This window comes from Burkholderia sp. AU17457 (assembly GCF_002223255.1).
GTDB classification, from domain to species: Bacteria; Pseudomonadota; Gammaproteobacteria; order Burkholderiales; family Burkholderiaceae; genus Burkholderia; species Burkholderia sola.
In genome coordinates this window covers 1,068,557-1,091,269 of the sequence record NZ_NKFB01000003.1, presented here as the reverse complement: position 1 = coordinate 1,091,269, position 22,713 = coordinate 1,068,557, and the positions used below count along the sequence as shown (strand labels likewise).

The 22,713-nt window shown below is 63.2% G+C and carries 36 protein-coding genes and 1 tRNA gene; 26 read left to right on the top strand and 11 right to left on the bottom strand.

Features of this window, described 5'->3' with window-relative positions:
* The 6 genes from CFB49_RS07585 to CFB49_RS07565 form a co-directional block, all read right to left on the bottom strand.
* Nucleotides 1-315: a hypothetical protein gene (locus tag CFB49_RS07585; protein WP_256979900.1), complete on the bottom strand. Its 315-nt coding sequence runs from the start codon at nt 313-315 to the stop codon at nt 1-3.
* 46 nt (nt 316-361) lie between these two features.
* The gene (locus tag CFB49_RS36245; RefSeq protein ID WP_179234867.1) at nt 362-517 is read right to left on the bottom strand and encodes a hypothetical protein; all 156 of its coding nucleotides are present in this window, start codon (nt 515-517) and stop codon (nt 362-364) included.
* Nucleotides 517-732 carry a hypothetical protein gene (locus CFB49_RS07580; protein WP_089491030.1) on the bottom strand — a complete coding sequence of 72 codons (216 nt, stop codon included), beginning with the start codon at nt 730-732 and terminating at the stop codon, nt 517-519. Before CFB49_RS07580 ends, CFB49_RS36245 begins: the two co-directional genes overlap by 1 nt.
* Nucleotides 729-953: a hypothetical protein gene (locus CFB49_RS07575; protein ID WP_089491029.1), complete on the bottom strand. Its 225-nt coding sequence runs from the start codon at nt 951-953 to the stop codon at nt 729-731. The genes CFB49_RS07580 and CFB49_RS07575 overlap by 4 nt, the downstream gene beginning before the upstream one ends.
* A 45-nt stretch (nt 954-998) precedes the next feature.
* Nucleotides 999-1,292 (bottom strand): hypothetical protein, encoded by a 294-nt coding sequence (locus tag CFB49_RS07570; RefSeq protein WP_089491028.1) that lies wholly within the window; start codon nt 1,290-1,292, stop codon nt 999-1,001.
* A 108-nt stretch (nt 1,293-1,400) separates the two neighbouring features.
* Nucleotides 1,401-1,688 (bottom strand): helix-turn-helix domain-containing protein, encoded by a 288-nt coding sequence (locus CFB49_RS07565; protein ID WP_143329248.1) that lies wholly within the window; start codon nt 1,686-1,688, stop codon nt 1,401-1,403.
* Between the two features lie 73 nt (nt 1,689-1,761).
* Between CFB49_RS07565 and CFB49_RS07560 the strand changes: the two genes are divergently transcribed.
* The 25 genes from CFB49_RS07560 (at nt 1,762) to CFB49_RS07450 (ending at nt 15,584) form a co-directional block, all read left to right on the top strand.
* Nucleotides 1,762-2,286 (top strand): hypothetical protein, encoded by a 525-nt coding sequence (locus CFB49_RS07560; protein WP_089491026.1) that lies wholly within the window; start codon nt 1,762-1,764, stop codon nt 2,284-2,286.
* Between the two features lie 388 nt (nt 2,287-2,674).
* Nucleotides 2,675-2,863, top strand: a complete 189-nt coding sequence (locus CFB49_RS07555; RefSeq protein ID WP_089491025.1) for a hypothetical protein — start codon at nt 2,675-2,677, stop codon at nt 2,861-2,863.
* A gap of 29 nt (nt 2,864-2,892) precedes the next feature.
* The gene (locus CFB49_RS36240) at nt 2,893-3,066 is read left to right on the top strand and encodes a hypothetical protein (protein ID WP_179234866.1); all 174 of its coding nucleotides are present in this window, start codon (nt 2,893-2,895) and stop codon (nt 3,064-3,066) included.
* 48 nt (nt 3,067-3,114) lie between these two features.
* Nucleotides 3,115-3,339, top strand: a complete 225-nt coding sequence (locus CFB49_RS07550; protein ID WP_089491024.1) for a hypothetical protein — start codon at nt 3,115-3,117, stop codon at nt 3,337-3,339.
* Between the two features lie 7 nt (nt 3,340-3,346).
* Entirely contained in the window at nt 3,347-3,610 is a 264-nt protein-coding gene (locus tag CFB49_RS07545; protein ID WP_089491023.1) for a hypothetical protein, read from the top strand.
* A gap of 2 nt (nt 3,611-3,612) precedes the next feature.
* The gene (locus CFB49_RS07540; protein WP_143329247.1) at nt 3,613-3,924 is read left to right on the top strand and encodes a hypothetical protein; all 312 of its coding nucleotides are present in this window, start codon (nt 3,613-3,615) and stop codon (nt 3,922-3,924) included.
* A 10-nt stretch (nt 3,925-3,934) separates the two neighbouring features.
* Entirely contained in the window at nt 3,935-4,387 is a 453-nt protein-coding gene (locus CFB49_RS07535; RefSeq protein ID WP_089491021.1) for a hypothetical protein, read from the top strand.
* Between the two features lie 13 nt (nt 4,388-4,400).
* Nucleotides 4,401-4,718 carry a hypothetical protein gene (locus tag CFB49_RS07530; protein ID WP_089491020.1) on the top strand — a complete coding sequence of 106 codons (318 nt, stop codon included), beginning with the start codon at nt 4,401-4,403 and terminating at the stop codon, nt 4,716-4,718.
* Nucleotides 4,719-4,725: 7 nt separating this feature from the next.
* Nucleotides 4,726-5,484: a hypothetical protein gene (locus CFB49_RS07525; protein ID WP_089491019.1), complete on the top strand. Its 759-nt coding sequence runs from the start codon at nt 4,726-4,728 to the stop codon at nt 5,482-5,484.
* A 109-nt stretch (nt 5,485-5,593) separates the two neighbouring features.
* The gene (locus CFB49_RS07520; RefSeq protein ID WP_089491018.1) at nt 5,594-5,983 is read left to right on the top strand and encodes a hypothetical protein; all 390 of its coding nucleotides are present in this window, start codon (nt 5,594-5,596) and stop codon (nt 5,981-5,983) included.
* Between the two features lie 76 nt (nt 5,984-6,059).
* Complete coding sequence (locus CFB49_RS07515; protein WP_143329246.1) at nt 6,060-6,947, top strand: hypothetical protein; 888 nt, start codon at nt 6,060-6,062, stop codon at nt 6,945-6,947.
* Nucleotides 6,948-6,950: 3 nt separating this feature from the next.
* The gene (locus CFB49_RS07510; protein WP_089491016.1) at nt 6,951-7,982 is read left to right on the top strand and encodes a DNA cytosine methyltransferase; all 1,032 of its coding nucleotides are present in this window, start codon (nt 6,951-6,953) and stop codon (nt 7,980-7,982) included.
* Nucleotides 7,983-7,993: 11 nt separating this feature from the next.
* Nucleotides 7,994-8,176: a hypothetical protein gene (locus CFB49_RS35530; protein WP_143329245.1), complete on the top strand. Its 183-nt coding sequence runs from the start codon at nt 7,994-7,996 to the stop codon at nt 8,174-8,176.
* Nucleotides 8,177-8,178: 2 nt separating this feature from the next.
* Entirely contained in the window at nt 8,179-9,966 is a 1,788-nt protein-coding gene (locus CFB49_RS07505; RefSeq protein WP_143329244.1) for a hypothetical protein, read from the top strand.
* Complete coding sequence (locus CFB49_RS07500; RefSeq protein ID WP_089491014.1) at nt 9,956-10,513, top strand: helix-turn-helix domain-containing protein; 558 nt, start codon at nt 9,956-9,958, stop codon at nt 10,511-10,513. The genes CFB49_RS07505 and CFB49_RS07500 overlap by 11 nt, the downstream gene beginning before the upstream one ends.
* A complete protein-coding gene (locus tag CFB49_RS07495; protein WP_089491013.1) occupies nt 10,513-10,896 on the top strand; it encodes a hypothetical protein in 384 nt (127 codons plus the stop codon). Before CFB49_RS07500 ends, CFB49_RS07495 begins: the two co-directional genes overlap by 1 nt.
* Nucleotides 10,893-11,288: a hypothetical protein gene (locus tag CFB49_RS35525; RefSeq protein ID WP_143329243.1), complete on the top strand. Its 396-nt coding sequence runs from the start codon at nt 10,893-10,895 to the stop codon at nt 11,286-11,288. The genes CFB49_RS07495 and CFB49_RS35525 overlap by 4 nt, the downstream gene beginning before the upstream one ends.
* Nucleotides 11,285-11,836 (top strand): hypothetical protein, encoded by a 552-nt coding sequence (locus tag CFB49_RS07485; RefSeq protein ID WP_143329242.1) that lies wholly within the window; start codon nt 11,285-11,287, stop codon nt 11,834-11,836. Before CFB49_RS35525 ends, CFB49_RS07485 begins: the two co-directional genes overlap by 4 nt.
* Entirely contained in the window at nt 11,833-12,072 is a 240-nt protein-coding gene (locus CFB49_RS07480; protein ID WP_089491010.1) for a hypothetical protein, read from the top strand. The genes CFB49_RS07485 and CFB49_RS07480 overlap by 4 nt, the downstream gene beginning before the upstream one ends.
* Entirely contained in the window at nt 12,069-12,467 is a 399-nt protein-coding gene (locus tag CFB49_RS07475; protein WP_089491009.1) for a DUF4031 domain-containing protein, read from the top strand. The genes CFB49_RS07480 and CFB49_RS07475 overlap by 4 nt, the downstream gene beginning before the upstream one ends.
* Nucleotides 12,464-12,901, top strand: a complete 438-nt coding sequence (locus CFB49_RS07470; RefSeq protein ID WP_089491008.1) for a hypothetical protein — start codon at nt 12,464-12,466, stop codon at nt 12,899-12,901. Before CFB49_RS07475 ends, CFB49_RS07470 begins: the two co-directional genes overlap by 4 nt.
* The gene (locus CFB49_RS07465) at nt 12,898-13,137 is read left to right on the top strand and encodes a hypothetical protein (protein ID WP_089491007.1); all 240 of its coding nucleotides are present in this window, start codon (nt 12,898-12,900) and stop codon (nt 13,135-13,137) included. Before CFB49_RS07470 ends, CFB49_RS07465 begins: the two co-directional genes overlap by 4 nt.
* Nucleotides 13,134-14,159 (top strand): phage Gp37/Gp68 family protein, encoded by a 1,026-nt coding sequence (locus CFB49_RS07460; protein ID WP_089491006.1) that lies wholly within the window; start codon nt 13,134-13,136, stop codon nt 14,157-14,159. Before CFB49_RS07465 ends, CFB49_RS07460 begins: the two co-directional genes overlap by 4 nt.
* A 46-nt stretch (nt 14,160-14,205) precedes the next feature.
* Nucleotides 14,206-14,439 carry a DUF4224 domain-containing protein gene (locus CFB49_RS07455; RefSeq protein WP_089491005.1) on the top strand — a complete coding sequence of 78 codons (234 nt, stop codon included), beginning with the start codon at nt 14,206-14,208 and terminating at the stop codon, nt 14,437-14,439.
* Nucleotides 14,440-14,450: 11 nt separating this feature from the next.
* Nucleotides 14,451-15,584 carry a tyrosine-type recombinase/integrase gene (locus tag CFB49_RS07450; RefSeq protein ID WP_089491004.1) on the top strand — a complete coding sequence of 378 codons (1,134 nt, stop codon included), beginning with the start codon at nt 14,451-14,453 and terminating at the stop codon, nt 15,582-15,584.
* 105 nt (nt 15,585-15,689) lie between these two features.
* Here the strand turns inward: CFB49_RS07450 and CFB49_RS07445 are convergent.
* Both CFB49_RS07445 and CFB49_RS07440 read right to left on the bottom strand, forming a co-directional pair.
* Nucleotides 15,690-15,766 (bottom strand) — tRNA-Pro (locus CFB49_RS07445).
* 135 nt (nt 15,767-15,901) lie between these two features.
* Nucleotides 15,902-16,615, bottom strand: coding sequence for a class I SAM-dependent methyltransferase (locus CFB49_RS07440; protein ID WP_089491003.1), 714 nt, complete (start codon nt 16,613-16,615; stop codon nt 15,902-15,904).
* Nucleotides 16,616-17,007: 392 nt separating this feature from the next.
* Between CFB49_RS07440 and CFB49_RS07430 the strand changes: the two genes are divergently transcribed.
* On the top strand, nt 17,008-19,218 hold the full coding sequence (locus tag CFB49_RS07430; protein ID WP_089491434.1) for a hypothetical protein: 2,211 nt from the start codon (nt 17,008-17,010) through the stop codon (nt 19,216-19,218).
* Nucleotides 19,219-19,301: 83 nt separating this feature from the next.
* Here CFB49_RS07430 and CFB49_RS07425 read toward each other — a convergent pair whose 3' ends face one another.
* The 3 genes from CFB49_RS07425 to pheT form a co-directional block, all read right to left on the bottom strand.
* Nucleotides 19,302-19,715: a MerR family transcriptional regulator gene (locus CFB49_RS07425; RefSeq protein WP_089491001.1), complete on the bottom strand. Its 414-nt coding sequence runs from the start codon at nt 19,713-19,715 to the stop codon at nt 19,302-19,304.
* Nucleotides 19,716-19,767: 52 nt separating this feature from the next.
* Nucleotides 19,768-20,154 (bottom strand): integration host factor subunit alpha, encoded by a 387-nt coding sequence (locus CFB49_RS07420; RefSeq protein ID WP_059608578.1) that lies wholly within the window; start codon nt 20,152-20,154, stop codon nt 19,768-19,770.
* A 71-nt stretch (nt 20,155-20,225) separates the two neighbouring features.
* On the bottom strand, nt 20,226-22,655 hold the full coding sequence (gene pheT, locus CFB49_RS07415; protein ID WP_089491000.1) for a phenylalanine--tRNA ligase subunit beta: 2,430 nt from the start codon (nt 22,653-22,655) through the stop codon (nt 20,226-20,228).
* Nucleotides 22,656-22,713: the final 58 nt, after the last annotated feature.

Here is a 22,713-nt window from a genome sequence, read left to right as displayed (position 1 = left end):
CTACGCGGCCGCTTCGAGCGGCGAAAAGGTTTCGAGCGATTCGGACTGGTAGCGGGCAACAAGCGCGTCGTGCTGCTCTTGCGTCATGTCGCGCGTCCAAAAATCAGGGTGGCCGGGCAGCCGGTCGCTGCCGTCTTTTCGATGCAGGCAATAGAAGCAGCCCATGCGGTGTGGAAACCACCAGCCGGCGCAATCGCATCGCGTCGTGCCGGCGTTCCGCTGCATCATCCATTTGTCGATTCGCCAGTTCCGTTCGCCGCAGTCGCATTGCGGATAGGCCGATTGCTCGAGCACGTCCGGCTTGTCGAGCAGCACTTTGCGTCGATCACAGTGGCGGCAGCGGCAATGGAACCGGGCCATATCAGGCGTACAGAACGAGAAAGGTGCAGAGGAAAGCGGCGAACACCGCGAGCAGCTGAAGGCGGATGTGATGTCGAGCCGGGAAGAAGGCGCACACCATCAATGCGCATGCACTGGCCTGCAACACGATGTCCACAAACGATTTCACGTGAAACATTAGGACTCCTCCTCTCCGAGTGTCCCAATCTGTCCCTGCTTCGGCCGCCGCTCGAACTCGATCACAACGGGGTGCAAAGCCCCGTAGGCGCTGCGAAGCACATGAATCCCGAGAAATTCGGGAGTGGAAACGCCCTGCTCTGCTGCTTTCGTCGCGAGATCCGCAGATTCAGCCAGCGGCAGGATGATCGGCTGTTCGACCGAATCGCCATTCATGCGCGCACCCGCGGGCCGATCTGTCCCACGTCGGCACTGACGCCGACCAGCCGTGCCGGCAAAGTGCCAACAACGCCAAGCAGCAACAGGCGCGTGATGCGTGCGAGTGCAGCCGCGTCGGAGTCGATACCGTGCAGAGCCTTGAACGTCTGCATCGCGTCGTACTCCTCGTCGGTCAGCCTTGTTTTCACTTCGTTCTTGTACTCGGCACGTTTGGACATGACGATCACCTTTCTTGCTAAAAAATGCGAAAAACTGCCCTTCTGTTATTGACGTCCCGCGCCGCCAACGAGCGGCATAGCCGGAACGACTCCCTGGGTTACTGCAGCTGCAAACTGCGCCAGCTCCGGCGCAGCAAAGATGGCGATGCCGATCTCCATACGGACCGTGTCGCCGACCTTCACTTCGGCGCCGTCTGCGGTACGGATCGAGAAAAGTCCGTCACGCACCACAAACGACTCGTCGAACAAGAATGCGGCGACATCGCTCGCGAGCTCGGGCCAGCGGCCGACCGCGTCGACCAGGTCGTCAATCACGGTTTGAAGCTTTCGCAGTTCCATCGCATCAACTCGACATCTGGAATAAAAAGGCCCGACCGACTGGCCGGGCAAAGCCTCGCGTTACGGGGTGGTCACGCGCGGATCAATCGTCGTTGCGAAGGCGGTCATTCAGATCACCATCTTCGCCAGCTTCTCGTTACCGGATGGCGTCCCCGCCGGCGGCTGAACATCGTCGCTGGCCGCTGCCGCATCGATGCCGTTGCCCCAGATATCCGGACGCAGATCCGCAAGCGTGAAGCGAGGTTCGAGCTTGACCAGCGCCTTGCAGAGCTCGGCCCCAGGCTTCCTGGTCCCCCGTGAGCAGAGGTACAGGTAGTCCACGCTCGTCCCGGCCGATTCAGCGAGCACCTTGCGCTCGGCCGGCTTCGTCACGCGGAAATAGGTTTTCAGATCCATGGGGTCGGGCTGGTTACGGTGGTCGATGCCCGCACTATAGATCAAAACGATTCATACATCCAAATCTTTTTGCATGTTTATCAAAATGATCAATCTCGCTAGCCTTACCGGTATGAAGACATGCCTAGAGATGCGCCTTGAGAACGCCCGGGGACTTGCAGAGGGTGCGCCGGCCGAGTTCGCGCGCGCATTGAATATGACCCCGCAGCAGGCGAACCAGCTGATCGGGCCGAACCCCAAGCGGGGCATAGGCCACGCGATGGCGCGGGACATTGAGGATGCGTATGGGAAGGAAGTCGGATGGCTCGATCACGACCATTCAACCGACGACGTACATCGCTCAATCAGCGGGCAAAACAACGCCCTGAGCGACGAAGCAAAAAGCCTGATTTCGTGTGTCGTCCGTCTGGACTCAGTTGGCGAGGTCGCGCGGAAATCGTTCATTTTGCATACGGGTTTACTCCAACTTTCTGCAGCTTTCACTGAATTTCAAACTGGCTCCGCGCAGTCCCAAATGCTGGCAGAAGTCGACAAACTCCTGGGACCGCGCTACGAGAATCTGACGGGGCCCCACAATGAGCGAAATCCGAAGAAATAGCCAAGTCGTCGACCTCAGCGAGTACAGAGCTCGTGCAGGTCGGCAAGACAGAGGGAAAACCGACGCGAAATCATCAGACGTCGAGAAGTTGCTGTACGAAGTGTCGTATCACCTCCTGATGGCCGCCCGCGCCATCGCATCGCACTCCCCCTCCTCATCCCACTGACGTTCACCGTCCCGCGCCCGCGGGATTTTTTTCGCCCTCGCGCGCCCCCGACCCCCTCATCGCTATTGGGCCTTCACCGCCCATAGAAATCTTTTTGGTTGCCGGTGCGGCCGGCACGAATCATTTTGCTTTACTTCGCAAATCATTTTGCTACACTTCGTTCCATCAGCAGTCGAAGCAGATGTTGAGCTTCTGACCAACGCAACACGAAGGGGAACGACGATGCAACTGATCAAGGGCTTTGGCGCGGCCGTCATCCGCCGGTTCTATGACGCTGGCCGTCGTGCGGGGTATGCGGGACTGTCCGACAGCACGGAAGGCATCGACGACGCGCGGCTGCGTCAAGCATGGCTCGATGGCTACGCTGCGGGCCTTGTCGCCAAATTCCCCGACGCGCGCGAATACGCCTGAACAACCGTTCCCGCTACAGGAGAAAGACGATGGAACTGCAATTCGGCACCGTGCGCGTTACCGCTGAAACCGCCCAGCGCTGGCACGACAAGCGCATGGCCGACGCTGAAACGGCTCGCCAGCGCGGCATGTTCGAGATTGAAGCCGAATGGCGTGCGGAGGCAGTCCAGATCGCCGAGCACTTCAGCCTCGCTACCGCCTGACCACCCGCTCCCGCCCTGCGGGCAATCACACCACACCGAGGATAGAACATGAACGCGACGAACCAACCGACCGCCGAATCCCTGATCACCTGGAAGCGCACGAAGCGCGACTCGCGCGCGCGTCGTATGGCGCGCAAGGCATTTCAGATTTCCCGCAACGTGTTCGCGGTCCTCGGCGTGTGCTTCGCCTATTTCCTCATCCTGGGCTACTTCCAGTATCAGGACCAGGCAGCGCAATACGAAGTCCAATGCGCGGTTTCGCGCTGCATGTGAGCTAGACATGCGCCCGACCCCGACCCGCCTGCCTGACGACGTGCTCGCCCCTGCGTGCGCAACGCTGGGTGCCGGGTCGCCGGAGAAGGCGCTTTCGAACCCGGCTCTGCGCGCCGCGATTCAAGCCGCTGTCCGCGCACAGCTGAACCCGAATCCGAAGGTCCGCGATGTGACGATCAAGCGCGTCGCGCGACCCGTTCGTCCGGCATCTGACGCCGATCGCGATTTCGACATCAAGCGGCGCGCCGCGAACGACTGCGACGAGGACTGATCGTGGAATACCGGACCCTTTTGTCGCTGATCGTCGTTCTCGGGCTGCTCATCGCCGTATGCCTTTTCCATATCGCCCGACTCTCCGACGAGATCTGCATGGATCGCTACCCGAAACCGCGCGTGCGTTACAGCGCAGAACTCACCCGCATCGTGGGGCAACGGCTCGAGCAGCATGGTGACGCCGCACCGTCGCATCCGACCCTGTGGCAGGTCATGGCCGATCTGCATGCGGGGAATCTGACTCTGCGCGATGCGTACCGCGTCGCGCGAGCTCACCTCCGCGCCGCGAAGCGCGGTAATCGAAACAGTTGAGGTACCCGAAATGAAGATCGTCTACGTGTTCAATGACCGCCGTCCCACCGACCCGAGCCATCCCATCGTCGCACTTTCGGAGGACGGCGTCGTGATTGGCGTCGCCTATTTCGATGACTGGACGCTCCCCTTCGCCCGCTTCGCAATGCAGGTCGACAGCGAGTGCGATGCACCTGGTAGCGACGTCTTCCTGATCGCACAAACTCGCGCCGATACGCAGCGCCAGATGGATGAGCGCTTCGGCGCCGGCCAGTGGTCGGCCGTCTGGCTCGACAACCCGGCGAGCGACCCGGGCTGGCAGAAGGCGCTGAGCCTGCTACGCGCGGAGCAGGAACGTCAGATCGCACGGCAACGCCGTGTGATGGACGTGATCACGGACACGGTTATCAACTGGCTTCCGACGGCCGAAGAAATCGAAACGATCGTCGCGCCGGAAGTCTCGACGACGCACGCGCTGCACTGATCAGGAGCCGGTCATGGAAATCGCAGACATCGCTCGCCGAGCTGGACTCGCAGTCACCCTCGACGCACGTATCGGGCGCGAGGAATACCAAAGTGCCACCGGCTCGCTCGAGGCGCTGCGGCGCTTCGCTCTTGCCTATATCGTCGCGCCGAGCAACACGGCCGAGCTCGTCGAGCGTCTGCGAAACCGTGCCGCCCTCCAGATCGACGCGCGCGATAGCGAAATCATGCTCGAAGCCGCGCGCGTGCTCTCCCAGAATCGCCTCGGAATGACCGGTGCTGCGGCCGGCCCCGACGGCGCCGAACCCGTCGCCGCAGACAATCAAGGCTGAGCGAAACATGCGTGACCTGATCGAAAAGTACCTGTCGAGCGTCGTCAATTCGACCGCCAAGAAGATCTCGCTGAACATCGGTATGCCGCAGCTCGACGTCGCACATGCGTTGAACAAAATGCACGCGGACGGACTCGTCGAGCGCGAGAAGCGGCCCGGCGGCGGCAACGAATACACATACTGGCTCTCGGCCGCCGAAGCTCAGCCGGCGGCACACGGAACCTCCGATTCCACCATTGGCGGTGCCGCGGACGTCCCAACCGCGGAGCCTGTCGGCAAATCGCAGCCAGTCAGTATTCCCACGCTCGCGCCCGGCGAGCAAATCGTCGAAGACGTTGCAGACAGCGCGATGGCTGCTCTTTCCGAACGCGTACGCACCCTGCTCGAAATCCTCGACTTGCCCCCGACGATGACGCTTGCGATTGAAGCCGCACGCGAACGTGCCGCCGCAGCGAAAGACCGCGACGAAGAGCATGTCGCGCTGGTCGCTGAACTCTCGTCGCTGAAAGATCTGAATGCGCTCATCAAGGCGAACAACGCTCATCTTGAGCAGCGCATCGACGCGCTTAGCGGTGACGTGCGGCCGCTCGGGTCGATGTTCGTCACCATTGGCCGAGACGCGAAGCCCATGCGCCACGCAACCATCGAGAAGGCCCAGAAGCGCGGCCGCTCGCTCGTGAGCGGCAATCGCGAAACCGAGGTGCTCGTGCTCCAGCCGATCGGGCGCATTGTCCGCGGCGCCGAATGGCGGCCGGGCGGTCAATAACGGATTCAACCAGTCAGTAGCCGCGCCGCCTTTTAACTCGGAGGGCGGCGTCTTTCAGGGGGTGGCCTGTACGGCACCCTTCTTTCTGAACTCAGGATCGAAACGAATCATGAACATTTCGCGCTTGCTTCTTGTTTTCACAGCGGTATGTCTGTCATTGCTCGGCGCATGTACCAACGACGCAGACGTGGCGTCGCACAATCTGTCGAACGCAGCGGACAACTTCCAGATCAATCGCCGGATTGTGTTCTACAACGGTTTCACCGGCGATTACATCCTCACGATCGAGGGGCTGTGTTCGAAGGACAACTCAAGCACGGAATCGAAGCTTGCGATCATCTGCAAGACTGGCCCGAACGCCTACAAGAAGCATTTTCTCGGCCTGTCCAATAACGTGACGTATTTCATCGAACAACTCGATGCCGCGCCGGCCAGCACTTACCACTACAAAGTGGTCTTCAAGCCGTCGGTCATCGTTCCTGACATATCCATTCGGTAATTCCTCCTCGTTCGTACTGTCTGCTGCCATATGCGAGCGGAGTACCCACCACTGATGTTGATACAACGAATTGAGGATGACGATGACTTCGCGTAACCCTTACTTTCTCGATGGCCCGAGCCAGTTTGGATTCAGCGGCGGCCGATCGTCGGCGTTCATGCTGGCGGAGACGGTCGACGCTCACGGCGGCAAGCTGCCCGACGAGGTGTACGTGACGTTTCATAACACCGGGAAAGAACGTCCGGAGACGCTCGAATTCGTGCGTGACGTTGGGCTGCATCTCGGTGTTCACGTCTACTGGACCGAATTCACTGGCGTCTATGGCTCGGGCCTGTCATGGCGACTCACCGATTTCGAGCACGCCGAGCGCAACGGCGAACCCTTCGACCGCGTGATCGAGTACTACCGCCAGTACCGCGCGGCCGAGAAAGGCGAGCCGCCGATCCTGCCGAACCCCGCAAACCGCATGTGCACCGATCGCATGAAGATCAAGGCCGCGTCCTGGTTCATGCGCGATCGCGGGTACGACGAGTGGGACGCGATCATCGGCGTCCGGGCTGACGAGGAACGTCGGTATCACAAGCGCATGGCGGCGAACGAACGCGGCTCTGACCGCTGGACCAATTACATGCCGATGTTCCATGCCGGCGTGACGAAGCCAATGGTCAACGAGTTCTGGAAATCGATGCCGTTCGACCTGAAGCTCGATCCGAACAGCGACGAAGGCAACTGCGACGCGTGCTTTCTGAAGGCTGAGCACAAGATCGTGCGCATCTTCATGAAGCGGCCAGAGGCAGCTGAATGGTGGATTCGGCAGGAACGCGAAACCGGCCAGCGGTTCCGACAGGACCGCCCCTCCTATGCCGACCTGCTGCGCCAGGCTGATTTCCACCGCGCGCAGATGAACCTGTTTCAGCCTGACGAAACCGAAGAAGATCTTGCCGACTGTGGCTGCGGCGACTGACCAATGGCCGCGTACTACAACGAGATCGACCCATACGCCGCGCAGTGGCTGCGCAACCTGATCGCCGCCGGGCACATCGCTCCTGGCGACGTCGACGAACGGAGCATTGAGGATGTCCGACCTGATGACCTGCGAGCCTACGACCAGTGCCATTTCTTCGCCGGAATCGGCGTCTGGTCGCACGCGCTTCGACGCGCAGGCTGGCCCGACGATCGACCTGTTTGGACCGGTTCCTGTCCGTGCCAACCTTTCTCCGCGGCAGGCAAAGGAGCTGGGTTTGATGACGAGCGGCACCTCTGGCCTGCGTGGTACTGGCTCATCGGCGAGTGCCGCCCTCCAGTCATCTTTGGAGAGCAGGTTGCGAGCCCTGCTGTCGACCCGTGGATCGACCTTGTACACGCTGACATGGAAGCGCTGGACTACCCCTTCGGGTGTGTCCCGTTCCCGTCTGCGGGCGTCGGCTCCCCGCACATCCGAGACCGGGCGTACTGGACGGCCTACGCCGACCACGCGCGATCACAAGGACGGCGCGGAATGCGCGAACGTGCCGCTGAACGCGCTGCTCGGTCGGGTGGCATGGCTGGCCGGATGGGGCACGCCGAATGCATCAGCACCGGGCGGCACACCGGAACAGGCACTGGCTCGCAAGGCGGGACTGAACTGCGGGCAGTCGGTGACGACGCTCGATCACCAGGTGCAGCTTGCTGGCTGGCCGACACCACAGGCCCGCGACGGAGATCCGAACGGCCGCACCGCGACGCCGCAAACAGCGCTCAAGCGCTTCGCTCAGGGGAAACGGAATCTGGACGATGCAGCGCAGTTAGCGACCGGGCCGGCCCGACTAACGGCGTCTGGCGAGATGCTGACTGGCTGCTCTGCCGGGATGGAAAGTGGCGGCCAGTTGAACCCGGCACATTCCCGCTGGTTGATGGGGCTCCCTCGCGAGTGGGACGACTGCGCGCCTACGGCAATGCGATCAACGCCGAAGCGGCGACGCAATTCATCCTCGCCGCGCGAGACATCCTGACCACCTGAGGGCCAACACCATGACGACCACCATCCGCCGATTCATCTGGACGTTGCGCTGCGCTCGCGCTTTACGTCGCCATGGAGGCATGCCACTGCGCCAAGCGTGGGATGTCGCCGTATCGTGCCACGAACAATACGCTGCCGAAGGCTTCAGCCCGACTGACGCCGCCTGGGAAGAAATGTCCTACTGGAGCGAATGACCATGACCACCGAAAATAGCCGCGCTGATGCGCTGACCGGGCAGCATGTCCATGCCCTGATGATGGCTCAAACCGCGAGTTGCACTTGCCTGACCAAGACGCCCGAGCCGCAATATCACGATGCCACGTGTCGGTATCGGCTGTTGGCCGAAGTGATCGACTTCATCGAGCACCGTTCTTCGCAGCCCGCAGCAGCGCCGAAATTTGACAAGCAGAAGATGCTAGCTTCGGCCCGTGAACATGGAATGGACCTTGGCGACAACCCAGTTGCCTACGAGTTCTACAACAAGGAGACAGGTCACGCGATTGTCGACTACACCCGCTGGACGCACCGTGGTCACCTGACCGAGAAAGATGGTTACGAGGCCCGTCCTCTGGTCTACGCTCATGCCGAGAGGGCACAACCCGCAGCAGCGCCGATCGACGATGTCGAGGCAACGCTTTGCGAAAAATGCAATTGCTGGGTCAGGCCGAGCGACGACTGCTCTGTGTGCAGACCCAAGCAACCCGCACCATCGCTGGCGGACGAGCGGGCGGCTAATGAGTCGGGTGGCATAGGGCACACTCGGCAAATTTCTGAAACTGCACGCGAGCGGATTGCGCAACTCAAACGAATCGACAGTTGGGCTCACACGGGGGCAATCGGCTGCATCGAAGCCGATGAACTCGAAAAGCTCGGCTCGCCCGAATTTGCAGACGTTCCGGAGAACCATGTGCGGCTGTGGCATCCCGCCAACCCGCCGTCTCGCGCACTGATTCCCGTCTTCGCCCGCGCCGCGTCTGCCAATGAGACGGCCGACGAGCGGGCGGCACTTCTCCGCGAAGCGATTGGATTGCTGTATCGGGTTCGCCATGTGCACACTGGACAATCTCGCGACCCTGCAATCGTTCAGCAGGCGGTCAAGGATTTTCTGGTACTTCATGGCGATATGCCTGCCCGAGTCGTATCTCCCAGCACGCCAGCGGACGAGCAGGTTGCGCTGACCGCTTCCGAAGCGCTGGATGCTGCCGTGGAACGCGAAATCGACGCTGCCGTGGCCGAGTCGTTCCGACCAGATGTTCCCTATCTCGATGCATGGGTGGCCATCTGTCGAACCCTCTGGGGAGCGGTGCCTGATTGGGATAATGGCAGCGGGACCGGCATCGAAAAGGCATGCGCTGCGATTCAGCGACTCATCGCCCGCGCCGCATCTGCCACGAAGCCGGCGGACGAGCGGGCGGCGTTCGAGGCGTACGTCGAGTGCCGCCAATGCGACGAATGCGGCCACGTCGGCATCAATGACAGCCACCCTACCGATGCAGCGTGCGGCTACTCGTGCGGCTATACCGGCCCGTCTCCGGCCGAGGATAAGTGCCCCGGATGCGGCCAAGAGAACGTCATGAGCGTCGCATGCCCGAAGTGCAGCGGGCGCTATTCGCTCTTGGCCGGAGAGACAGTCCGCGCCTCCTCTGCCAACGAGACGGGGGCGGAAGCGGTGACGATCCCGGCCGGCTACGTGCTCGTGCCGATCGAGCGCTCATACGATATGCGCGTGAAGGCGATCCTTGCTTTCAACGCGGCCGAGAAAGATGGAAAGGATCGCGACGACGCGCTTGACGCCGCGCACCAAGCCATGATAGCCGCCGCCCCGCAGCCCTCGCAGGCAGACGCTCGGGTCTGGCTGACGGATCGCTTCATCGCTGAATTCGGGCACCGGCTCGCGACGTTACTGAAAATTGACGCATTCGATATTGCGGATCGCGACGCTCAGATCCTCGCACTTCTCCAAGGAGCCAACCATGGCCGGTAAGCTTCCCGACTGGATTGCCAATTACATCAATTCGAGCATCGAATCGAGCGAGAACGGCATGGCGAAAGTATCTCGCGCGTTCCTCGTCGAGTTGCGCAACGCTCTTATCTCGACACCGCAGCCGGCGCCGGAGCCGGCTGCATCGCCCAGCGTGATTGCGGCCGCGCTTGCCGTGATCGAGGCGGACCGGTCGCAGACGCTGACAAACGAACACGTTGACGCGCTAGACATCGCCATCAAGATCCAGCGAGGCATGTTCAAACTGCCGGAGCCGCGCGCCGAGGTGACGGACGAACAGCCGAGCCTCACGAATCCGCTGACGCCCTACGGCATGCTGTGCCGCGCGCTGCGGATCGCTTCCGGCACGACGCTGATGGACATGGCGGAGCACCTTGGCCGCGGTCCCGCAGGGCTGTCGGCCATTGAATTCGGGCGCAAGCCGGTGCGCGATGCTGACATCGTAGACGCAGCGCACTTCTTCGCGTGTGTCGGCATTCAGAGCACGACGCATGCGCTGACGATCGCCGCCCGCGCAGGAGGTGCGTGATGGTCGACTACGCACGCTTCCGCGCGATTGCCGAAGACCTGAAGGAAGGCGGCAACCACGTCGCATCCGAGGCGATCGACGAACTACTGACCGGCGCCATGTCCGCACACGACGCCAAGCAGGAGGCCGCGCGGCACGCGAAGCGCATCACCGAACTGGAAGCCGCCCTCGAAATGGTCCGAGGCATCCGGTATCAGGAGATGCGCCTGCACCTGCCAGAAGGCGGCCACGTCAGCCTGCGCTGGCCCGAGTCGATGTCGCTGGAAAGCGCCGAAATGCTGCGCGAGGTGTTTGACCTGCAGATGAAGGCGCATGCGAAGTACATGGCGAGTCGAGTCGTGGCACCCGAGATCGACGCCGCCCGCACCGGAGCCTCATCATGACCCACAAAGACGACCTCCCAGCCCCGCGCCTTCAGCTTCGCTGGACGCCCAGCGACGAGCCGGGCTACGGCTGGGAATGCCACTACGAGCTCGTGCTACCCCTGGGTCAGAACGACATCCGTGCCGAGCAAGAAGGCCCAGACGGTGAACGGCTTCCGAATCTGAAAGAACTTGTCGTGCCGATGGTGGAACCCTGTTTGCGCAGCAGCTCGGCAACTCCGTGCATGACCTCGGACGGAAGCCGCTATTACGACGATCCGTATCGCGATGGTGCGCATGCATGGTGGGATTCGAAAGAGCTCGGCAACCCGCCGATTTTCGTGATCGCGCCAGATGGGATGGCTTTTCCTCGTCCCGATCGTGAGCGCGCTAGCGCAGGAGAAAACCAATGAGTAAAAAACCGAATTGCGATTGCCTCAACGATTGCGGAGACGATCGAAACGTCGAGAACGGCACTGCCGAACCGTGCGGCTTCTTCAAGATGCGCAAGGCACGCGACGAAGCGCGCGAGGCAGCACTCCGAGCACGGAACGCAGCTGTACGAACCCTCGAAGCCAGGGGGTACACGTATGTGGATGGCGCCGAGCAGTGGAAGCCGCCGCTCGGAAAACCGCCTGCTTGGGTCGCGCATGACACGCAGGCGGTACGGGACGTCATTGCCGAGCGTCGGCGGCAGGTCGAAGTCGAGGGATGGACGCCCGAGCATGACGACGAGCACGACAACGGAGAAATGGGTTTCGCAGCCGCATGCTACCTGTTGGCCGAGCTGTTTGTGTTCGACGTGTTCGGGCTATTTAGCAAGCTATGGCCGGCCGACTGGTCGCGCAAATGGTGGAAGCCGACGACGAAGCGCCGCAACCTCGTAAAGGCAGGCGGCCTGATCCTCGCCGAGCTCGAGCGCCTCGATCGCGCCGCTGCGACTGAAGGGGATGCACCATGAGCAAGTATCAGAATCTCGATGCGCTGATCCTCGCAGCAATTGACGAAACGCCGAAGAAATTCGTCTTCATCAATGCAGGCCCGGTACGAGTCGAAAGCGAGCGGATTGCCCAAGACGAAGCGACGCCGCGCACCCGTGGCGAGGTTGTCGGCTGGCGCGTCATCGACCGGCGCCTGCAAGCTCTTCGCAAGGCGGGGAAGATCCGTTCCACGTCGACGGGATGGGTACGAGCATGACTGTCTATGTCGACGACATGTATCGCCATCCGATAGGCGAATTCAAAACGGCAAGCGGCCGCGTCTACAAGATGTCGCACCTCATTGCGGACACTTCCGACGAACTGCTCGCCATGGTCAGGGCGATCGACGTCAATCCGAAGTGGATCCAGCACCGCGGCACGCGCGATGAGCACTTCGACATTGCGATCAGCAAGCGCGCCGCCGCCATTGCCGCCGGTGCCGTTCCGATCACCTACGAGCAGTGCGGCGCGATGAACAAGCGCCGCAAGGTCACCGGCTCCCTCGGTTCGCCCGATGACGCGGTCGAGTGGCTGAAGAAGTTCATTGCAGACCGTCACGCAGCTCGCGCAGCTGCGGCGCCGGCCGATAACCTCAAGGAGTCCCAGTCATGAGCAGAAGTGGATATAGCGATGATTGCGAGAACGTCGAACTGTGGCGCACGACGGTGCGCAATGCGATTCGCGGGAAGCGTGGCCAAGCCTTGCTCCGGGATCTGGCTGCCGCGCTCGACGCGATGCCGGAAAAGCGTTTGATCACCGCAGAACTGCAAGATACGGCAGGCGATTTTTGCACGCTCGGCGTGCTCGGCAACGTACGAGGTCTCGATCTGAAGAGCATCGACCCCGAAGACCGGCACTCAGTCGCCGCCGCCTTCAATATCGCACCCGCGCTTGCTGCGGAAATCGTTTTCGAGAACGACGAAAACGGCGATCACTGGGATCACGCGCACGGTGGATTCGTTTTCGAGACGCCCGAACAGCGCTGGACACGCATGCGCAAATGGGTCGCTGACAACCTGATCGAATCGGCCGAGGTGACCTCGTGAGCGAAGCACCGAAACGCGCGGTCCAGTTCGAGGCGGTCATCCAGGCAGATACGCCCCAAAACCTGGCAGACGCACTGACCGACATGGCCGCGCTGATCGCCGCCGGCGAAATGCCGGCGCGGTCGATCGGCGGCGGCGTCTACACCAGCCACCACTGCACGCTGGTCGTATCCGACCATCCGACGCACGATGAGTACGTCGCGCAGCTGAAGGATTATCTGCGGAGCGTTCGATGAGCGAGAACACCAAGATCGAATGGTGCGACCATACGTTCAACCCGTGGGAAGGCTGCCAGAAGGTCGGCCCGGGCTGTGATCACTGCTACGCCGAGACGCGCGCCGCCCGCTTCGGCGGCGGCACGGCGGTGAACTGGGGGCCTGGTGCTCCGCGCCGCCGCACGTCGCTGGCGAACTGGCGGAAGCCGCTTGCGTGGGAAGCGGCGCAAGCAGAGTTCTTCGCCGCGCATGGCCGGCGCCAGCGCGTGTTCTGCGCGTCGCTAGCGGACGTGTTCGACAACGCTGTCGATCCGGCGTGGCGCGCGGACTTGTTCACGCTGATCGAGCGCACGCCGAATCTCGACTGGCTGCTGCTGACGAAGCGGATCGGCAACGTCATGTCGATGGTCGGCGAAGCCGCTCAGTACCAATTCGATCTGGATCGCATCGAAAAACCGCGACTGCACGACAATATCTGGCTCGGCGCGACGATCGTCAACCAGGAAGAAGCCGACCGCGACATACCGAAGCTGCTCGCGGTGCCGGCGCGCGTGCGCTTTCTATCTATGGAGCCGCTTCTCGGGCCGGTGGATCTGACGCGCGTCATGCGGTCTTCACCCGGTAGCGATTGGTCCTACTGCGACGACGTGCTGCGCGGCTTCCGCGCGCACAAATGTGGCGGCCATATATCGCCAGAGAACGCGGTCAACTGGGTGATCGTCGGCGGCGAAAGCGGCGCCGACGCGCGGCCGATGCACCCCGAATGGGCGCGTGATCTGCGTGATCAATGCGCAGCTGCCGGCGTCCCGTTCCTGTTCAAGCAATGGGGAGAATGGGCGCCGGGCGAAAACTGCGGCGGGCCGCCGACGCGCACCGAGCGTGTCGCCGACTGGTTTGGCGACGAATGGTCGTTCAGCACGATGACGCCTGGCGAGCATGACGGCCTGAGCTACGACGACGAGCCGACCGTGTATCGCGTCGGCAAGAAGACCGCCGGCCGCCATCTCGACGGCCGCACGCACGACGAATTCCCGGAGGCGTGATGAAAGAACGCCCGACTCTGATTGTGGAATTTCGGAGAATCGAACGATGAGCACCGGTCTGATGACTGCCGTGGACCTCGAACAGGCGACCGGCAAGAAGCGCTACAGCGCGCAGGCAGCCTGGTTCAAGGCTCAGTTCGGCGTCGACGTGCCGCGGCGCGACGATGGGAGCATTGCGCTGACGTGGGAAACGTTCCGCCTCCTCGCCGAGGCGAAGCTCGGCCTGCGGACGACCGAAGCGCGCGCCGAGGCCGTGTTCGAGCGGCCACGGATCTACTAGGACGGCAACCCATGAATGCACGCCGCCGAAAACGGCCGGACGGGCTGCCGAGTCGCGTTTATATGCGCGACGGCTCGTTCTACTGGGTGCGTCCCGACGGGAAGTGGAAGCGACTGTGCCGCGTTGACGACGGCGACATTCGCATGCACGAGCGGCTCGCCGAGGAGAAGCGGAAGTTCGAGCCGACTACCGGCATCGGCAATATTCCGCGGCTCGTCGGCGAGTACGTCGATACCCACAAGAAGCAGTATGCGGAGACCTATCGCGATGAGTGGGTTCGGCGCGGTGATGCGGTGATCTCGGCGCTGCGCGATTGGAACGTCGAGCGGATCGACGCCGGCGCGGTGGAGGACTTTTTGACGATGAAATGGGGCGACAAGCTCCCCATGCAGCGCGCCATGAAGGCGTGGCTGACGCGGTTTTTCAGCTGGGTGATCCGGAAGAAGAAGCTGATGCAGGTGAACCCCTGCCGCGAGGTCAAGGTGAAAAAGCCGAAGGACCGGGACGTCTACATTCCCGACCGCCATTTTCTCGCGATCCGCGCCGCCTTGATGACCTATCGGTACAAGAAGAACGAGGGGAAGCCGAACGAGCGGACGATCATCGGCACGGTCCCGACCGGCGCCATGATGCAGTGCTTTGTCGACCTGTGCTACCTGACCTGCCAGCGCTCAACAGAAATCCGGCTGCTGCGCTGGGATCAGATCGACCGCGAGGCCGGCGTGATCCATTTCGTTCCGACGAAGACAGAAGACTCGAGCGGCGAAGCGGTCGACTGGCCGATCACACCCGACATCGACGCAGTGCTCGCGCGCGCGAAGCTGCTCGACCCGGCGTTCGGCCAGAAGTACGTGATCCGTGACAAAAAGGGCAATCCGAAGACCGACCAGGCGTGCCGCGACGCTTGGGACGGTGCGATCGAGCGCGTCGAGAAGTTCGATGTGTCGATCAAGGGTAAACCCTACACCGTCAAGGATATCCGCGCGAAGGCAATGACCGATGCCAAGCACGCCGGCTACGCGATCGAGGAGCTGCGCGTCGCCGGTGCCCACACCGACACATCGACGACCGAGACCTACATCAAGTCGCGCGAGGTGCCGCGATCGAACGTCGTTCTTCACCTGCCGACGCTCAAATCAGCATAAATCGCGCCCCGATATTAGAGATTCTCTAATACGGTCTCCAATATGCACAAAAATTGAGCATCAAGTAAAAAACCCGCACGGCCTTACGCCGCGCGGGTTTCCATCTGGTCGGGGCGAGAGGATTTGAACCTCCGACCACCTGCACCCCATGCAGGTACGCTACCAGGCTGCGCTACGCCCCGAAAGAAAAAAATTATAACAGACAGTTTCCCGATTTAGAACGGGTCACATGCATTTTGTGCATGTTCTCGTGAAATTTTTTGGCGCGATCGCGCCGATGCAAGCAATCTGCGGCACCGATCCCGCATCCGTCACCATCATCGCTTGCGCGCGACGCAGATGACCGTCAGGCCGGCGACGCGATTGAAGCGGAACATCGGCAACTCGATGCGGCAGATCGTCTTGAGCAAACCGTTGACGAACGGATGATGACGGCGCAATTGCGACGCAGGCTCACGTGGATGCGAGCGCGCCCGCTCGCCCAGCCGCAGTGCGGCCGCGAGCGGAAACGTGAGGCCGAAATAATAGGCGCCGTGCTCGACGTCGAGCCCTGCGCGCCGGACCACGTCCTCCAGGCCGCCGAGCGTGTATCTGCGCTTGTGCTCGAGAAAATCGTCGTGGCCGCTCCACAGGAACTGGAACGCGGGAACCGTGATCAGGAACCGGCTGCCCGGAGGCGCGCCCTTCACATACTGCGTCAGCAACCCGACGTCGTCGTCGACATGCTCGAGCACGTCCATCAGCAAAACGAGATCGGCGTCGAATCGATCGACGGAGCGCCGATAGTGGATGGGCTTGCCGGCGGCCTCGCCGTCGCTGTCGTCGGCGTAGCTCGTGTCGACACACCATGCTTCCGTCGCCTGCGTGCGCTCGAGCAGATGCTTCGAGAAAAAGCCGGAGCCCGCACCGACGTCGAGTATCCGGTTCGCGCCCGACGCGCCCAGGAACCGGCGAATGGCGCTCGCCTTCGACGCGTAGTACCAGTGATCGCCCACCCCCGCACCCAGTACGTCGACTTCCTTCAGGTCCATGACGCTTCCCCGTGATGGCTGCCGTGTTGTGATGTCGAATTCGCCACTGATGCCGATCTTACCTCGCCGCCCTCCGCGATCGTATCCGTCGATGCCCGGGGCCGCGCCGCTTCGGTATCCGGTGAAACCCGCGCCGGCCATGGTCGACCGCGGGTTTTCGGGGGCGCGTCGAAAAACGCCGGTCGGCGGTCCGGACGAACCAAACGACCGTTTGATCCGCTCGCCCATCCACCGCGAAACCATTGTCCGGCAGCCCGCCGGCGCGCCGTGCCCGGGCGCCCGTTGTTTGGTAACGCCGCTCTAGCACGCTATGACACACTGCACGGCATCGACGCTCGCGCCGTGCAGTGGCGCGCGCCGCCGTCGATCAAGACAAGACATGGAGACAGACGATGCGGAATGCGGTCCGGCGCGGCCATCGCTCGCCTTTGGCAATTTTCGACCGGGTTGCCGGCCTGCGGCGCACGGCCGCCCGGGCGGCGCATATGCCCTCCCGCGTGTTCGGCTGCGGCGCGCTGGCGCTCGCGCTGCTGTGCGCCGGCTGCGCGGAATCGGCCGCGCAGCGCGACAGCAACACGTCCATCGCGTCGACGAAGATCGAACGCACGAAGGCCCAGCGCCTCGCGCGCGAGCAGCAAATCGCACGCACCGTGCCGTCGCTCGCATCGATCAGCCTCACGCAGCCGCGCGCGTTCACGCTGCGCGATTCGGGCCAGAACGGGGCGATGACGTTCCTGCGCGACGTCGATTTCCGCGTCGTCAACAATCTCGGCTTCTTCATCCATCAGTTATCGGCCACGCTCGTACCCACGCAGGCCGGCGCGCCGATCGTATTCGACGATCCGACGAGCTTCGAGATCGACGTACACCAAGGCACGGTGACGCTCGACAACGCGAAGCTGACCGCCCTCTTCAACACTTATATCTTCGGCTATCGCAACGCGCCGCTGCGCAAGCTCGCGGTATCGGCCGGCGACGGCGTGATCCATCTGCAAGGCGAGATGCAGCGCGACGGCTGGGTACCGTTCTCGCTGACCGGCACGCTCGCGATCCGCGACGGCAGCCAGCTCGTGTTCCACCCGACCGGCGTACGCGTGTCGGGCCTCGACGCGCAGCCGGTGATGCGCGCGGCCAACGTGAAAATGGCCGACCTGCTGAAGGTGCAGACGCCGATCGCGCAACTCGCCGGCGACGATCTCGTGATGGCGGTCGACAAGCTGATGCCGCCGCCGCGCCTGAAGCTCACGATCACCGCGCTGCGCGTGACGCCGGCGGGCCTCGACCTGAAGCTCGACGACGGCACGCATGCCGGCTTCGCAATGCCCGCGAACGCGCCGCAGCAGGCGATGTATATCCGCGGCGGTGACGTGAAATTCATGCGCTCGATGCCGATGAACGCGGACATCCTGATCGGCCCGCTCGATGCGTCGAAGCGCGACCAGACGTTCGTGTTCGACCTGTATCACTATCGCGACCAGGTATCGGCCGGCTACTTCAACTTCGACGAAAGCGGCGCGATGGCGATCCGGATGCCTTCGTATACGGGCCCGGCCAGCGGCGCGCTGCTCGGCAACGCGGCCGCGCGCCTGAACGACAGCTTCCTCGCCGCGCAGCAGAATGCGCTGCGCGACGTGCGCCAGCACTGGGAAGCGTATGCGCTCGCGGCGGACGCCGCGCGGCCCGGCATGCAGAAGGTCGCGATGCGGCGCACGTCGACGACGCCGTTCAACGAACGGCACGTGTCGAACCGCAACCCGACGATCCATCTGCGCAACGTCGACTTCAACCTGTCCGGCGATATCGGCTTTCATGTCGAGGATCTCGACGTCGAACTCGTATCGAAGCGCGCCGGCGAACCCGTCGATCTCGACGACCCGAACCAGTACGACATCCGCATTCTCGGCGGCACGGTCGTCGAGTCGTGGAAGGCGATGTCGGCGCTGTTCAACGACTACCTGCTCGACTATTCGCCGCGTTCGCTGAACGACCTGCAACTGAGCGCGGACGGGCAGAACCTGCGCGTCCAGGGCGGCATCAAGCTGTGGAATCACGTGCCGGGCGTCTGGCTGCCGACCGACATGACGGGCTCGCTGACGGTGCTCGACGACCGCCACCTCGCATTCAAGCCGTCGCAGGTGTCGGTGCTCGGTATCCCGCAGGCGACGCTGCTGCGCTCGCTCGGCATCGAGCTCTCGTCGCTGACGCCGCTGCAGCGGCGCGGCGCGGAACTGCGCGGCGACACGCTCGTGCTCGACCAGTACACCGTGTTCCCGCCGCCCGTGCTGAACGGCAAGCTCGCGCAGGCGACGGTCGAGCGCGACGGCTTGCGTCTCACGTTCCGGCGTGCACCGGGCGCGCCCGCGCCGAAGCGGCCGCAGATCGATGCGCCGAGCTACATGTGGATGGAAGGCGGCGACATGAAGATGTTCAACGTGCTCGAACTGAACGTGCGCGCGCTGATCCGGAATTCGGCCGAGGCCGGACCGATGCGGTTCGACCTGTACGGGTACCGCAACCAGGTCGCGCAGGGCTCGGTGCGGATGCTGCCGGACGGCACGCTGGTCGTCGACATGGGCCACAAGAATCCGCTCGCGTCGCGCTGATCCGCAGAAGACGCGACCCGCATGAAAAAAGCCCGGTGGCGGTCGCCAACCGGGCTTTCCCATGCATCCTGCGCGCCGTACGCTCAGTCGTGTTTCAGTCCGTCGATCACGTCCAGCAACGCCTGCCGCAACGCGGCCACATCGACGTTTGCGCCCGCCTTGGCCGCCGCGCGCGCATCGGCGGCCTGCACATCGGATTCGCCCGGCTCCGCCGCGGCCCGCTCGCCGCCGGGCGAATCGAGCCGGTTGCGCGCGCCGTTGATCGTGAAGCCCTGCTCGTACAGCAACTCGCGAATCCGCCGGATCAGCAGCACTTCGTGATGCTGGTAATACCGCCGGTTGCCACGCCGCTTCACCGGCCGCAGCTGAGTGAACTCCTGTTCCCAGTAACGCAGCACATGTGGTTTGACCCCGCACAGTTCGCTGACTTCGCCGATCGTGAAGTAGCGCTTCGCGGGAATCGGAGGCAAGACGACTTTCTCAACCGTGGTGGTCATCGGTTAACCGTCGGTAAGGATGCGCGGTGGTCGCGCGGGGCGTGGGCGCGTATTACTCCGCGCCGTTTTCGACCAGCGCCTTCAGCTTCTGGCTCGCGTGGAAGGTTACCACCCGGCGGGCCGCGATCGGAATCGCCTCGCCCGTCTTCGGGTTGCGGCCCGGACGCTGCGGCTTGTCGCGCAGCTGGAAATTGCCGAACCCCGACAGCTTGACGCTTTCGCCGTTTTCGAGCGCATCGCGGATCACTTCGAAAAACGCCTCGACCATGTCCTTCGCTTCACGCTTGTTCAGCCCGACGCTGTCGAACAGCAGCTCCGCCAGTTCCGCCTTCGTCAGCGTCGGCGTCTCGGTGGACGCCGGCGCCGAAGCGTCGCGGCTCATGGCACTGCGTTGCGCCGTCAGGAGGGCTTCGAATTCACTCGAGGTCATGTCGTTCATATCTGCCATACAGCGCGTTGAATCAAAACTTACGATGGAAAAAGCCGCCCGCGAACGGGCGGGCCCTCTCCTTAGCCGCGCAGGCGCGCACCGGCACGAGCCATTCGCTCGACCAGCGTCTGGATCGCCTGATCGACGACCTCGTCCTGCAGCGTGCCCGCCGCGTCCTGTAGCGTCACGCGGAAGGCAAGGCTCTTCTCGTTCGCGGCAAGACCGCCGGAAGTATTTGATTTTGCACGAAATTCGTCGAAGAGTACAACCTTCTGAACGAATCGGCAGGCGTCTTCGGCAAGCGCCTTCTTCATTTCGTCGAAAAGTGCCTGAACCTCGACCGCCTGATCGACGACAACCGCGATATCGCGACGGACCGGCGGGAATTTCGACACGTCGGTCGGCGCGGGCAGTGCACGTGCAGTCAGCGCATCCGCGTCGATTTCGAACATCACCGGCGCGTGCGGCAGCTCGTACTTCTGCATCAGGCGCGGATGCAGTTCGCCGATCCAGCCGACCGCGCGGCCATCGACTTCGATGCGTGCGCTGCGGCCCGGATGAAGGGCCGGATGCTCGGCCTTCACGAAACGCGCGACCGCCGGCGCGAGCAGCGCCTCGAGATCGCCCTTCACGTCGAAGAAATCGACCGCGCGGGTCGTGATGCCCCACTGCTCGTCGAATGCCGGACCGTACGCCAGCGCGCCGACGCGCTTCGGCTGCGCATGACCTTCGACCGCCAACTCGCCGGCCTTCACCGACGGATCGGCAATGAACACGCGCCCCGATTCGAACACGCGCACGCGATCGGCGCGGCGGTTCAGGTTGTGGCGCAGCACCGAGATCAGGCTCCCGAACAGCGTCGTGCGCATGACCGAAAGCTGGCTCGCGATCGGGTTCAGCAGCCGGATCGGGTTGTCGTTGCCCGCGAAATCCTGCTCCCACTCCGCATCGACGAAGCTGAAGTTGACCGTTTCCGCATAGTCGCGCGCGGCGAGCGCGTGACGGATGTCGTGGATCGAACGCCGCGTCTCGTGGGTCGCGCGCATTTCGCTCGTCGCGACCGGCGGCCGCGCCGGAATCTTCTCGAAGCCGTAGATGCGCGCCACTTCCTCGATCAGGTCTTCCTCGATCTCGATGTCGAAGCGGTGCGACGGCGGCGTGACGAGGAACGCGTCGTCCTCACGCTCGAACGGCAGGCCGAGGCGCGTGAAGATGTTCGCGATCTCGTCGGCGTCGATCTTCACGCCGATGATGCGGTTCGCGCGCGATACACGCATCTTCACCGGCGCGCGCTGCGGCAGGTTCACCGCCTGATCGTCGACCGGGCCAGCCTTGCCGCCGCAGATCTCGAGGATCAGTTGCGTGATGCGCTCGACGTGCTCGACGGTCGTCGCGTAATCGACGCCGCGCTCGAAGCGATGGGCCGCATCGGTCGAGAAGTTGTACTTGCGCGCGCGGCCGCGGATGCTGTCCGGCCACCAGAACGCGGCTTCCAGGTAGATGTTGGTCGTATCGAGCGTGACGGCCGTGCTGTCGCCGCCCATGATGCCGGCCAGGCTTTCGACCTGCCGGTCGTCCGCGATCACGCCGACCGTTTCGTCGAGTTCGACCGTGTTGCCATTGAGCAGCTTCAGCGATTCGCCGCGCTTGCCCCAGCGCACTTCGATGCCGCCGTGGATCTTGTCGAGATCGAACACGTGCGACGGGCGGCCGAGTTCGAACATCACGTAGTTCGAGATGTCGACGAGCGCGGACACGCTGCGCTGGCCCGAGCGCTCGAGGCGCTCGACCATCCACTGCGGCGTCTTCGCATGCGCGTTCACGCCGCGAATCACGCGGCCCGAGAAGCGGCCGCACAGATCGGGGGCGGCGATTCGCACCGGCAGCGTTTCGTCGAACTCGACGTTCACCGGGCGGATGTCGACCGGCGTCAGCGGTGCGCCGGTGATCGCGGCCGTCTCGCGCGCGATGCCGAACACCGACAGGCAGTCGGCCTTGTTCGGCGTCAGCTTGATTTCGAAGATCGTGTCGTCGAGATTGAGGGTTTCGCGGATGTCCTGGCCGACCGGCGTGTCTTCCGGCAGGATCAGCAGCCCGCTGTGATCCTCGGACAATTTCAGCTCGCGCGCCGAGCACAGCATCCCCTGGCTCTCCACGCCGCGCAGCTTCGACAGCTTGATCGCGAACGGCTTGCCACCCTCTTCCGCCGGCGGCAGTTCCGCCCCCACCAGCGCGACCGGCACCTTGATGCCGGGCGCCACGTTCGGCGCGCCGCAGACGATGTTCAGCGTCGCGCCGGTGCCGGCGTCGACCTGGCAGACATTGAGCTTGTCGGCATCCGGATGCTTGACGACTTCGAGCACGCGGCCGACGACGATCTTCGACGTCGGCGGCGCAGCCTTGCTCAGCGATTCGACTTCGAGCCCCGCCATCGTCAGCGCGTGCGACAGGGCGTCGGTCGTCAGCTGCGGGTCGACAAAGGTTCTCAACCAGGATTCAGGGAATTGCATGGATGTCTACGTTCGAAACAGGTTAGATCGACGCCCGGCCCCGTCGGAAACATCCGTC